Origin of the sequence: Mesorhizobium sp. M4A.F.Ca.ET.020.02.1.1 (assembly GCF_004022645.1) — a bacterium.
Lineage (GTDB): Bacteria > Pseudomonadota > Alphaproteobacteria > Rhizobiales > Rhizobiaceae > Mesorhizobium.
The window spans coordinates 1-11,914 of the sequence record NZ_RZOI01000108.1; the positions used below are offsets into that span (position 1 = coordinate 1).

The 11,914-nt window shown below is 60.9% G+C and carries 10 protein-coding genes and 2 pseudogenes; 3 read left to right on the forward strand and 9 right to left on the reverse strand.

Annotated elements, in window-relative coordinates; genetic code table 11:
- Window positions 1-193: pseudogene (locus tag EN742_RS10100) on the forward strand (hypothetical protein); the annotation flags it as partial.
- Between the two features lie 411 nt (window positions 194-604).
- A complete protein-coding gene (locus EN742_RS10110) occupies window positions 605-1,705 on the forward strand; it encodes a DUF4238 domain-containing protein (protein WP_091595756.1) in 1,101 nt (366 codons plus the stop codon).
- Between the two features lie 563 nt (window positions 1,706-2,268).
- On the opposite strand, the gene EN742_RS39990 is transcribed toward EN742_RS10110, so the two are convergent.
- From EN742_RS39990 to EN742_RS10150, 9 genes and pseudogenes are all read right to left on the reverse strand, one after another.
- Window positions 2,269-2,400, reverse strand: a complete 132-nt coding sequence (locus tag EN742_RS39990; RefSeq protein WP_268929511.1) for a hypothetical protein — start codon at window positions 2,398-2,400, stop codon at window positions 2,269-2,271.
- A 297-nt stretch (window positions 2,401-2,697) separates the two neighbouring features.
- Window positions 2,698-3,234 carry a hypothetical protein gene (locus EN742_RS10115; RefSeq protein ID WP_126043593.1) on the reverse strand — a complete coding sequence of 179 codons (537 nt, stop codon included), beginning with the start codon at window positions 3,232-3,234 and terminating at the stop codon, window positions 2,698-2,700.
- Window positions 3,235-4,868: 1,634 nt separating this feature from the next.
- Window positions 4,869-5,156, reverse strand: a pseudogene (locus tag EN742_RS10120) (2-dehydropantoate 2-reductase N-terminal domain-containing protein); the annotation flags it as partial.
- Between the two features lie 2 nt (window positions 5,157-5,158).
- Window positions 5,159-6,685, reverse strand: a complete 1,527-nt coding sequence (locus EN742_RS10125) for an acyl--CoA ligase (protein ID WP_128332748.1) — start codon at window positions 6,683-6,685, stop codon at window positions 5,159-5,161.
- Window positions 6,686-6,752: 67 nt separating this feature from the next.
- Window positions 6,753-8,339 carry a gamma-glutamyltransferase gene (gene ggt / locus EN742_RS10130; protein ID WP_128332749.1) on the reverse strand — a complete coding sequence of 529 codons (1,587 nt, stop codon included), beginning with the start codon at window positions 8,337-8,339 and terminating at the stop codon, window positions 6,753-6,755.
- A gap of 132 nt (window positions 8,340-8,471) precedes the next feature.
- Window positions 8,472-9,164, reverse strand: a complete 693-nt coding sequence (locus EN742_RS10135; protein ID WP_128332750.1) for an ABC transporter permease — start codon at window positions 9,162-9,164, stop codon at window positions 8,472-8,474.
- Window positions 9,161-9,874 carry an ABC transporter permease gene (locus tag EN742_RS10140; protein WP_128332751.1) on the reverse strand — a complete coding sequence of 238 codons (714 nt, stop codon included), beginning with the start codon at window positions 9,872-9,874 and terminating at the stop codon, window positions 9,161-9,163. The genes EN742_RS10135 and EN742_RS10140 overlap by 4 nt, the downstream gene beginning before the upstream one ends.
- Window positions 9,875-9,945: 71 nt before the next feature.
- Complete coding sequence (locus tag EN742_RS10145; RefSeq protein ID WP_127308660.1) at window positions 9,946-10,797, reverse strand: transporter substrate-binding domain-containing protein; 852 nt, start codon at window positions 10,795-10,797, stop codon at window positions 9,946-9,948.
- Between the two features lie 91 nt (window positions 10,798-10,888).
- Window positions 10,889-11,530 carry a GntR family transcriptional regulator gene (locus tag EN742_RS10150; RefSeq protein ID WP_245478062.1) on the reverse strand — a complete coding sequence of 214 codons (642 nt, stop codon included), beginning with the start codon at window positions 11,528-11,530 and terminating at the stop codon, window positions 10,889-10,891.
- 125 nt (window positions 11,531-11,655) lie between these two features.
- On the opposite strand from EN742_RS10150, the gene EN742_RS39260 reads away from it, so the two are divergent.
- The coding region (locus EN742_RS39260) for a LysR family transcriptional regulator (RefSeq protein WP_245492285.1) at window positions 11,656-11,914 on the forward strand (259 nt) is incomplete at its 3' end.

Below are 11,914 nucleotides of genomic sequence, written 5' to 3' on the forward strand. Positions count from 1 at the left end.
TTTCTAGACCGGCCAACCCGAAAACAAATAGTCCGCTTGCGGCCCAGAAGCCGACGCATCTGGCCGCCGACAGCGCCTACGGATCGGCAGCGAACCTCGCCTGGTTGGTCAAGGAACGGGAGATCGCGCAGCATATCCCCGTGTTCGATAAAACCGCACGGATGGCACTTTCTCGCGCGCCGACTTCATGTTCAGCGGAACTACTGGTTCGCCCTGAGCGAGGATCGACCGCTATTCTTTTTCGCCGGCCTTCGGACGCCTTGGCATGGTATCGGAAGGTTACTCGGGTCTAGCCGGCGCGGCCGTCTTGTCCCGTTCCTGCCCGCTCCTTCGCTCCGCTCCCGTGTTGGGGACAAGCCAGCCCTGCACGCCGTCTCCTTTGGAGCCGTCCTCCCGGGACAGCGCGTCGGCCGCATCCAAGTCTGACGCTTCGTGAAACGAACGCCACCCTGCGACGGCGTTCGTCACGTCTCTTCGATTGAGTGCCAGGAAGGGCGGGCCTGAGACGTACATTCCCGCTGGAAGCTCTGTGTGATAGCAACGGCTTGGCGCGGGTGTTTGAGCGCCCCCACGGCAGTGCCGGAATGGCGGATCGCTCAATTGCATGGCGGAGAACAAGAACCAGCACTTTGTTCCCCGGGTACATCTATCGCCCTTCAGCGTGTGTGCCGAAGGCAAAGCCATTCACCTGTTTAACCTTGATCGCAACCAATCATTCTTCGATGCCCCGGTGAAGAATCAGTGTTCCAGGGATTACTTCTACGGGCAGGACCCAAGGCTCGAAACCGCAATCCAGACCGTCGAGGGACACTATGGCGACTGCGTTTCGTCGTTGCTCAAGCCACGTGCGGTCATCAAGGATCTTCATGCCACAATCCTCAGGCGTTTCGCCTACCTGCAGCATGTCCGCACAGAAGCCGCCGCGCGTCGATCCGCGGAGTTTGCTTTCGCTGCCACGTCAGTCAAAGGTGCGGACTTCGAACAACCGTCTTTCAAGGAGGCCGTCAAAAGTGCGGTGATCTCGGCGATGCATCACTACGCCAAAACGATGAGCGTCGTAGACGATCTAAAGGTGCGGGTTGTTCGCAACCTTACCTCGGTGCCGTTTCTCACATCAGATGACCCTGCTGCTCTCGCCAACCGCTGGCATCAACAGCACAGGCATGCGCAGCACAGATCTTTTGGAATCTCCAGCGCAGGTGCGCTTCTCTTCCTGCCGCTTTCGCCAACGCTGTTGGCTGTTCTCCTGGATGGCGACGTCTATCAAGCCGAGCACGTCGGTGGCTGGATCGATGTGTCAAATACGGCGGACATTCTTGCGTGCAACCACCAGCAGGTACTGAACTGCGCGGCAAATCTGTACTTTGGCGAGCGTAGCTCTGGGGATGATGTGCAAGCTATAGCGATCTCAGTTGCGCATCTGCGACCCCCGAGTCGGTTTGACGTGGTTATGGCGGTAGCCGACGGCAGAACCGAAACTCATACTCACTACGCAGTCGTAGATGCCCCCGACGCTCGGGAGCATGACGACGTGCTTATCCACGTGAGAACTGTCAGGCCGGTTCCGCCAACGTGGCCCTCGTTCCTGAAGTTTCGAAACAATCGTTTCGTCTTCACCAACGATACGGGCGCAGGCTTCCGCCGTCGGAGGACTGCGACGTCAAGTCTTTGGGGTAGTCCGCCTTGGCGGAAGGTTCGAGGCTAAGGAGACCAATGCTATTCTGGCGCTTCGCCATCATTCTCACCTGGCGGCGTTTTCGGGTTGTTCGGTTTCATCGAAGACCAAGAAGAGGGTGTCGTCATCCTCGTTCATGGCCCTTTCCGCCAATCCTTTTGCCAATCGCAAAGGCAACGCGTTGGCCGATGGCGGGATGCTGGTCCCCGAGTGGGTCATAGAACGGAGGTACGGCGTCGGCTTTGACTTTACAGCTTAGCGTGTGAAGCACGAAGAGCAGCCGCTATCGTTTGCGGGAGTGGCGTCCCATGCGAACTGGGACAGATTGGTTAGGTTAGTCTCCTACGGGCTAAGCCCACCCGACGTCGTCCTTTCTGGAAAGTCTCAAAAACAGATCGAACCAGAATCGATATTCGGCATCTTCACGATTGCCAGACACTTCCAAGGGACACTAGGCGACCGACGTGGTAGCGTCCTTGCCGTGCCTTCGATCTCGGCTTCCATCGCCTCGTCGTCGGATAGGAGTGCCCAATCTTTAACAATGTCATACTGGCTTCGCACATCGATGCCCTCCGTCTTGCCGAGAAGCAGCCTTAGGTACCCCGACGCCTCCCGACCTTCAACACAATGACAATGGCCATCACCAGCCCCGACGCGGCCAAGACGCCGTAAAACCCTTCGGCCGTTATTGCAAAGCCCCAGAAGTCGATTGTGATCTTGTCCATTGGTTCGGTTGCCTTCACCAGATTCCAGGTTCAAACGACAGACTGAACCGTCTGCGCTCGTGTTGCGTTTTACGGCGCAAGCATGAGGCACCCTTGCAGGCGTCAATTGCAAAAGCGCCATCTTAGAAAATTATACCTACAAAATGCGTCGTTTCAGTCCCGGCTGGGGCCGAAATCTGTCCTTCGCGAACCGGTCGCGCGCTGCCTTGGCGTCAATTGCCGTTATTGGGCAGTTTTTGTAGCCTCAACCCCATTTTTTCAGCTCGGCAAGGAAGCGATCCTGCTCCTCCAAGGCTTTCAGCATCGTTCCATGACAGTGGAATCCGTCATGCGCCGCAATTCTCGCTGAATGGACGATTCGTGAAGACCCAGCGCCGTCCTCAGCGCCAGTGAGTCTAAAACACCATGTACCTCTTTCCTGAGGGGCGTATCGAGGTATCCAGCCGCGGCCTTTTGGAGAGCAGATGCTTCCGAAAAATTGTACATACTCGCCGTCTCTTTGGCTTTCCGCATAAGGTACTCGCTAGCCGAGTCGGAGATCGATGACGTCGTGCGCGAGGGCGCTCTCGCCGTCCTTGCAGCTCTCGTTGCCGCCGCTTCGTTCATGAATTTCTGTCTGTTCAGCTTCCAGCGCCCCTGCCATCGACGGATCAAGGTAACGTCTGTCTCCCTCCGCGAGCTGGACATATCATTGAGGACCCGCCTCATGGCTGAAGTCGCCTTCATGGAAGGATTATCCAGCAAGATACTTGCGACCTTGGCAAGGGCCTGATCGTTGTTCTTGACGCCGCTGCCAATTGGGCGGCCGACGCGGCGCTTCTGAATCTCTTCCATTGCTTTGCCTCCAGTTGGTGTCGGTCTGCCCCGTGCGCTCTTTGATATTGTAGCAACGGATGGATTCTCAAGCGATTTAAATAGCTCCGATCAGTTTAAAAGCGCGGAAAATTCCCGCTCGTGAATCCAAAAGCGCGGAAAATTCAGCGACACGTAATTTTCCGCGCTTTTACGGCTTACGGAGAGGCTGAGCGCGAAAAATTCCAGCCGGTGCGGCGTTTGGCAATCGGCGTTTTCATCCGAAAACGGCCCCGCATTATTCCTCTAAAGCTTAGAACTGCCGGCCATAGCGCGGGCGAGCGGCACTGCTGAGGTAAGCAACTCAGCTCCCACCTTGCAGGACCTGGATGACGGACTGCCCGCAGGTGCTGCCCCATCTGCTTTGGACCGCATCTGCGAAATTCTCACGTATCCTGCCTGTGCGCATGTAAGCATAGGGTAGCGCCTGGGCTCGATTGGCCACCACACTAAGAACCACCGTCGGCATGGCGACCGCAGGCTGATGTCCCAAACGCCACTCCAAAAGGATCATCCTCTCATGGATCCCAATGCCATCATTGCGTCCCTGCCAGTCGCCGGGGCTGATCGATCTGTGCTCATCGAAGTCGCTAATGCCGCGTTCGAGCCCGTCATTGAGCGGATTGAACCGAATATTAGGAACGACCCGAAGCCTTTGGGATGCTGATAACTACATCGACAATAGCCTTCTCGGCGTCTCTCCCACAAGTCCGTGGGAAACGGCTCAGGAATTCTTTGCGGCTCTCGCACGCAAGGAAACCTTGTTCACCCATACTTGGCAGCTGGTCGGCAGAGAAGCTCCCCTTGCTGAAGCCTTGGAAGCACACAAGAATCCGGACGTTGGCGTGACGCTGGTAACGGGGTCTGGCGGCGGCGGCAAATCTCGAGCTCCAAGCCATTCTGGACCAAATCGCCGCCGATCAGTCTGCGACTAGGATCAGGCTTGTCTCACCGACAATGGAGATCACCAAGGTGTCTCTAGAAGAGCTTGGTTCCGGTGACCTGCTCCTCGTCGTCGATGATGCTCATGACAGCGACAAGTCTCCAGCCATTGTTCAATTACGCCGCGGCCAACGTGGGTCGTGTAAAATTGCTCATTGTCTTCCGACGATATGGAGTTGAGCATATCCGGGCCCAGGCAAGCAGCTATTCCTTTTCTGGAGACCGTCTGAGCGTCATCGACGTACCGCCTCTTTCCAAGGAGGAGTCGGAGTCGCTTGCCCGCCAGGTGCTTGAACACCTAGGTGGACCTATGGAGCTTGCGGCCAGCATTGCTCATCTCACCCAAGATTGCTCGCTCGCCACAGTGGTCGGGGGCTCAGACCTGCATGAAGCCCCATCTTGTGCAGCGTCCTTTGCTTAGGCGCGGAACCATACGGAGCGATACGGGAAGATTTCTGATTTTGGCCCACGAGAAAGCCAATGAAATCAACGGTCCCGGCACATCCTCCGGGCCCACCAAAAGATCAATTTAAGTTATTGATCTTGCTGTGTATTTCCGAGGCTGTCCACAACCGGACTCGGACCCCCTCTTTCTGACAATAAACTACCCAGGCGATTTTCCTTACCATCTCAGAATCGCTTGAGCCGATCGCATTGTTCCGAGGGTGGGCGGCGAGAGCGCTACTGTGTTTCCCTCCATTCGGAAACGCCGCGATATTGTCTAAGGGGCTGAGCCCTGTCTCGAAGCTTCAAAAGACCATGCCGAGGTCTTCGGCCTTCGCCGCGGCTTTGACCGGCGCCACCGTCTCCGCGCCGTCCTCGATCAGGCGCAGCCCGCCCGCGCGGATCGCGTCCAGATGAGCGCCGCGCGCGACGATCGACAGATCGGTGCGGCCGGCAATGGCCAGCTTGGCGGCGAGATAGCCGCCGATGGCGCCGGCGCCGAAAATGGTGATCTTCATCGTCACAGCCCGAGCTTGGCGGCGAGCCCGATGCGCTGCAGTTTGCCGGTCGCCCCCTTGGGGATCTCGTCCAGGATCAGGATCTTGCGCGGCACCTTGAAGTCGGCTAGCCGCGTCGCGGCGTGGGCGCGGATATCGCTCTCTGAGGCGCTCATGCCTTCCCGCAGCACCACGGCCGCCGCCACCTCTTCGCCGAGCTTGTCATGCGGCATGGCGAAGGTCACCACCTGCACCACCGCCGGGTGGTCCATCAGCACGTCGTCGACCTCTAGCGGCGAAATCTTCTCGCCGCCACGGTTGATGATCTCCTTCAGCCTTCCGGTGACCCTGAGATAGCCATCCTCGTCGAGCACGCCCTGGTCGCCGGTGTGGAACCAGCCATGCGCGAAGGCCGTCGCGTTGGCATCGGGGTTCTTTTCGTAGCCCGATGTGACATTGGGGCCGCGAATGACGATTTCGCCGGTCTCGCCGGCCTGCATCAGCCGGCCGTCCAGCGCCATGACGGCCACTTCGGGTCCGCCGGCGGCGCCGACGCTGCCCGGCTTGCGCAGGCCTGGCGGCAGCCGGTTCGAGGCCATCTGGTGCGCTGCCTCGGTCATGCCATAGGCTTCGATGACCGGGCAGCCGAAGGTCGCCTCGAGTTCGGCCATCACCTGCGCCGGCAGCGATGCCGAGGACGAGCGGATGAAGCGCAGCGAGGCCGCCGCCAGCACGTCCGGATTGCGCGCCGCGCGCGGCAGGATCGCCTGGTGCATGGTCGGCACGGCCGTGTACCAGCTCGGCCTGGCGTCGCTCAGCCACTGGAAGAAGCGCAGCGCGTTGAAGCCCGGCGTGCAGTAGATGCTGGCGCCGGCGGCGAGCGACGACAGCACTGCCGCGATCAGCCCGTGGATGTGAAACAGCGGCATGATGTTGAGGCAGCGGTCGTCGGCGCTCAGGCCGAGCGTCGCGCCGATATGGCGGGCGGAGGCCGCGACATTGGCATGGCTGAGCGGCACCAGCTTGGGGCGCGAGGTGGTGCCCGACGTGTGCAGCAACAGCGCGATGTCGTCGTCGCGCGCCATGTCGGGCGCCGCCTGCGGCCCCACTGACGGGCCCTCAATGACGAACCTGCCGGCAGGGGCGCCGGCCGGCACGACCAGCCGCAGCACGGCGATGCCCAGACGCTCGGCCACCGTTACCGCCGGGCCACTCTCGTCGGCGGAGACGAGGATCGCCTTGGCACCGATGTCGGTCAGGTAGAAATCGAGTTCGTCCGCCCGGTAGGCCGGATTGAGCGGCGCCGTCGAGGCGCTTGCCGCCACCGCAACGAAGCTCGTCGCCATCTCCGGCCCGTTCGGCAGCACGATCGCCACCCGGTCGCCCCGGCCGATGCCGCGCGCATGCAGCGCCGCCGCCGTGGCGCCTATCAGCTGGCGCAATCCGCCATGGGTGAGGGTGGGCCGGTCAGGCGCCAGGATCGCCGGCGCGTCATCGGCTCCGGAGGCGAGCGGGCGTGAAAGCCCTTGCGAATTTGCGTTGCTGGTCATGGTCACCGACTATCGTTCCAATCCGTCAAAATCCAGCCGCGACACACAGATGTGATGCCGCCAGCTCTCAATATCCCAACGCCATCCCGTCCTTGCGCGGGTCGGAGGCGCCGGTCAGCGTGCCCTTTCCCCAGTCGATCAGCACTGCCTGGCCGCCGCCAAGCGGGTGATGCGGTTCGACGATGCGATGGCCGCGCTTGCGCAAGCCCTTGACCGCCTCGTCGGGAACGTTGCGCTCAGCCTCCACAACGTCATCGTTGTAAAACACACGCGGCGCATCCATCGCCTGCTGTGGATCCATGCCGAAGTCGATCATGTTGGTCAAAAAATGCACATGGCCGAAAGGCTGGTAGCCGCCGCCCATGACGCCGAACGGCATCACCACGCGGCCATTCCGGGTCGCCATTCCAGGCATGATCGTGTGCATCGGCCGCTTGCCGGGCGCGATCGCATTGGGATGCCAGGGCTCGAGCCGGAAGCTCGAGCCACGGTTCTGCAGCACCACGCCGGTCTTCGGGCTGACCACGCCGCTGCCAAACGAATAATAGGTCGAGTTGATGAAGGAGACCGCGTTGCGGTCGCGATCGACCACGGTGATGTAGACCGTGTCGCTGCCCGGCAGGTCCAGCTTCGGCAGATGCGTCATCGCCCGCTCGGGGTCGATCTCGGCGCGCAGCCTGTCGGCATAGGCGGCGGACAAGAGCTGTTTGACCGGCACCGGGACCTGGTCCTGGTCGCCCACAAAACGGTCGCGGTCCTGGTAGGCCAGCCGCCCCGCCTCGATTTCCAGATGCAGCCGCTCGGCGCCATTGGGTTCGAGCCCGCCAAGCTTGAAGCCGGACAGCACATTCAGCATTAGAAGCGCGGTCAGCCCCTGGTTGTTCGGCGGCATCTGGTGGATGTCGTAGCCGCCGTAGGAGGTGCTGACCGGTGCCACATAGTCGCCTTTGGTCGCCGCGAAATCCTCTTGGCTATGCAGCCCGCCCAATTCCTTGAGCCGGCGCACCATATCGTCGGCGACAGCACCCTCGTAGAAGCCGGCGCGGCCCTGCTTGGCGATGATGCGCAGGGTAGCGGCGAGTTCCGGCTGGCGGTGGACGTCGCCGGCCCTCGGCGCCTTGCCGCCGGGCAGGAAGATGCGCGCGGCATGTTCGTCCGCGGCAAGGTCGATCTCCGGGTCCGCCCAGTCGAAGGCGACGCGGTCGTGCACGACATAGCCGTTCTCGGCATAATGAATGGCCGGCGCCAGCACCTCGGCGAGGTCCTTGCTGCCATAGTCCTCGAGCAACCGGCACCAGGCATCGATGGCGCCCGGCACCGTCACTGCGTGCGGCCCCTGTTTGGGAAGCTCGCTGAAACCCTTGTCCAGGTACCAGTCGACGGTCGCGGCCGCCGGTGCGCGGCCGGAGCCGTTGAAGGCCAGCACGTCAGCTTGTCCCGCCGGGCAGTAGAGCACGAAACAATCGCCGCCGATGCCTGTCGATTGCGGCTCGACCACGGCCTGCACGGCAGCGGCGCAGACCGCCGCGTCCATGGCATTGCCGCCGGCGCGCAGCATCTCGATCGCCGCTAGCGTCGACAGCGGATGCGACGTCGCGGCGACCGCTTCGGTGGCACGAACCGGCGAGCGGCCGGGAAACTGGAAATCACGCATTCTGTTTTTGTATCCCTTGGTCTGATGGATGCGACGTGGCCACTATCGCGTAACGCAGCGCGGCAGCGGATCGTTTCGGCTTGTCGGCGCAGCCCATGTCGCCAATTATCCTGACTATGCTCCGGTCATGTTTCATGCGCGGACCCGATAGGGCGTCAGCCAGGTCTCCAGGGCATTCAGTGCCGAGATGATCGTGAAATTGATGGTGAGGTAAATCGCGCTGGCAGCCACGAAAACTTCAACCGCGCGATAGGTCTGAGAAATCAGGCCTTGAGCGATGCCGGTCACTTCCATCAGGGTGACGATCGATGCGAGCGACGTGCCCTTTACCATGAGGATGATCTCGTTGCTGTAGCTTGGAATGGCTTGGCGCAGCGCCAAAGGCAGAATGACGAGGCGCAGTGTCTGGATCCGTGTCATCCCGAAGGCGGAAGCGGCCTCGACAAGGCCGCGCGGCACGCCTTGTATTGCGCCCCGCAGGATCTCGCTGCCATAGGCGGCGGTATTGAGACTGAGTGCGATGATGGCGCACCAATAGGGCTCGCGAAACAGCCACCAGAGCCCAACGGCCTGAAGGCTGGGACGGAACTGGCCGAGGCCGTAGTAGATGAGGAAGATCTGGACGAGCAATGGCGTGCCGCGAAAGACGGCGACGAAGGCGCGTATCGGCCAGACCAGCATCCGATGGTTTCCCTGCTGCGCCAGTGCTAGCAACAGGGCCAAGACAAAGCCTATTGCTATCGACAACCCCGCAAGCTGCAAGGTCAGCGGCAAGCCGGAGAGAAGGGTTGGAATGATATCGACAAAGAAATGCAGGTCGATCATGCGTGGACCATGCCTCGCCACGCCCGCGCCTCGCCGTAGCGGAAGACCGAACCGGTCACGGCAGCGATGAGGAAATACAGCGCCGCGGCGGCCAGGTAAAAGACGAAGGGCTCCCTCAACGATCCTGCGCCGATCTGAGATTGTCGCATCAATTCCACGAGACCGATCACGGAGATCAAGGCCGAATCCTTGAGCACGAGTTGCCAGACATTGCCGAGGCCCGGCAGGGCGTGCCGCATCAATTGTGGTATGATGACGAGCCATAGCGATTGGAACCGGGACAGGCCCAAAGCCTTGCAAGCCTCGAACTGGCCGGGATCGACGGCGAGATACGCTCCGCGATAGACCTCGGCTTGATAGGCGCCCGAGATAATGCCGATTGCCAGGACGCCGGTTGCAAATGTCGGGAGCCCGACGAAGCCGGCGCTGCCGAAGAATTTTCCGATCTCGGTCAAGGCGATGCTGCCGCCATAGTAAAGCAGGTAGATCGTCAACAGATCGGGCACGCCCCTGAACACCGTGCCATAGCCCTTGGCAATCCATGACGGTAAAGCTCTCGTGGAAAGCCGGCCACCCGCAGCCATTGCGCCGAAGAGGGCGCCGAGCAGGAAGCCGAGGACGGACAGGGCAAACGTGACGCCTGCTGCCAGGAGCAGCGCGCCGCCCCAGCCGCCCTTGCCCAGGGACAGGATATGGAGTGCGTCGGTCATGTGAAACCTGATTGATCAGGGGCGTCCGGCCGATCGGGCGACACCGACCGGCCGTACAGATCCCCAAATAGTTACTTGACCGGCGTCACGTCCGTTTTCACCCATTTTTCCGAGATGCTCTTGATGGTGCCGTCGGCGATCGCGGCGCTGATCGCGTCGTTGAGCATCTGCTTGAGCTTGGTGTCTTCCTTCCTCAGGCCCGCACCGGTTCCGGCGCCGAACAGACCGCCGACAAAGCCGGGCCCCGCTACCGTGAAGTTCGCGAATTCGGGTTTTGCAAGCGTCGCGGCGAGCGCCGTCTTCTGAGCGAATATCGCGTCGATGCGGCCCGCGGCCAGATCGAGATCGTGCTGCTCGGTCGTCTTGTACTCGCGGATCTCCACCGTGTCCCCGAAGTATTTCTTGACGAATTCGAGCATCGCCGTTGCCGCCTGGACGCCGACCACCTTGCCTTTCAGCAAGGGCTTCAACTTATCGATCGCGGCCTTGGTAGCAGCCTCATCGTCCATTTTGAATTTCTCGGTCGAAGCGCCGAGCTTGCCCAGGTCGCTGTCCTTGGCGGCTGCGAAACCACCGGGGTCGATCGCATAAGGCTGGGTGAAGTCGATGGTCTCGAGGCGTTTCGGCGTGATGAACATGCCGGCCATGATCACATCGAACTTGCCGACCTTCAGCGCAGGAATAAGACCGTCCCAATCCTGGGCGATGATGGTGCATTTGACCTTCATCCGCTCGCAAAGATTGTTGGCGAGATCGATCTCCAGTCCGTCGAGCTTGCCGTCGGCGTTGGTGAAGTTCCATGGAGCGTAGGCGCCCTCCGTGGCGATGGTGATGGCCTTGGGCGCGTCCTCGGCCAAGGCGGTGTGCATGAAGCCGAACATGCTGAGTGCGGCCGCAACTGCGGCCAAACGATTGAATTTCATTTGGTTCCCCTTTTTTTGGTAGGCTGATTGAACGATTCCCACGCCCGGCCGCATTGCCGGTTCGAGGCCATTCATGCCCGGTCGGCTTTCGTCACCGGCCGGGACTCACGAGCTCGGCCAGCAGCGGCGCCGTGCCGAGAACATGTTCCTGCATCACCTGTTCCGCGTGCTGTGCGTCGCCCGAGCGCAAGGCAGCGATCACGGCGGCATGCTCCTCGCGCGCGGAAAGCGGCTTGTCACAATCGTCGAACCAGATGCGCATGTAAGGCTCGATGACCACATGCAGCGCCGATATCTGGTGGACCAGCTTGGGCCTCTGGCTCAACGCACAGATGCGGCCATGGAATTCCTGGTGGCGGACAACCCAGTCGCTACCGCCGCTCTGGCCCGCGCGTTCCATGCGTTCGAGCAGGCGGTCGAATTCCTCGAACTCCTCTTCGTCGATCCGGGGCATGGCCAGCCTGACGGCCAACCCCTCCAGAACCGAGCGAATTTCGAAAATCTCATAAAGCTCGTCGACAGTCAGCCCAGCGACCACGCATCCCCGATTTGGGCGAAGAACCACCAGCCCGTCGGATGCCAGGCGCCGAAAGGCTTCCCGAACCGGCATGCGGCTCATGCCTATTTCAGCCGCGATGTCTTCGGGAATGAGGCGGTCACCCGGTTTGTAACGACCGAGGCGAAGCGCTTGCTGAAGATGCCTATATGCCTCCTCCTCTGCGGTGGCGGGCAAGCGTGGCTCGACGGAGAAGGCTGCTGGCACTTTGCACCCAAAAGTATTTTTGTATCCACGTATCATCAAATCCGGATTTGGCTGGAGCGTCAAGACCCGATCATGACGAAGTAGGGAGGGAAGGTGTGGGCGATCTCGGCTGCTTCAAAGGCACGGGGCCTGGTTCCCAGAGGTCAAATCACGGTCGCAGCCTCAATTGCCATTCGGTGCATTTGGTGCAATCTGCCCCCATGAAGATATCGGGCTCCGATCTCCATCTCTTTCGTGTCTTTGAAAGCGTGGTCCGCAATGGCGGCATGTCCGCGGCGCAGATGGAACTCTCGCTGAGCCAACCGACAGTCTCCAACCATCTGACCGCGCTTGAACAGCGGCTTGGCGTGAAGT

Coding starts and splice junctions, on each gene's coding strand:
- EN742_RS10110 (WP_091595756.1), top strand. CDS start 605: ATGGCGGAGAACAAGAACCAGCACTTTGTTCCCCGGGTACATCTATCG.
- EN742_RS10140 (WP_128332751.1), bottom strand. CDS start 9,874: ATGACCGACGCACTCCATATCCTGTCCCTGGGCAAGGGCGGCTGGGGC.
- EN742_RS10145 (WP_127308660.1), bottom strand. CDS start 10,797: ATGAAATTCAATCGTTTGGCCGCAGTTGCGGCCGCACTCAGCATGTTC.
- EN742_RS10135 (WP_128332750.1), bottom strand. CDS start 9,164: ATGATCGACCTGCATTTCTTTGTCGATATCATTCCAACCCTTCTCTCC.
- ggt (WP_128332749.1), bottom strand. CDS start 8,339: ATGCGTGATTTCCAGTTTCCCGGCCGCTCGCCGGTTCGTGCCACCGAA.
- EN742_RS39990 (WP_268929511.1), bottom strand. CDS start 2,400: ATGGACAAGATCACAATCGACTTCTGGGGCTTTGCAATAACGGCCGAA.
- EN742_RS10125 (WP_128332748.1), bottom strand. CDS start 6,685: ATGACCAGCAACGCAAATTCGCAAGGGCTTTCACGCCCGCTCGCCTCC.
- EN742_RS10115 (WP_126043593.1), bottom strand. CDS start 3,234: ATGGAAGAGATTCAGAAGCGCCGCGTCGGCCGCCCAATTGGCAGCGGC.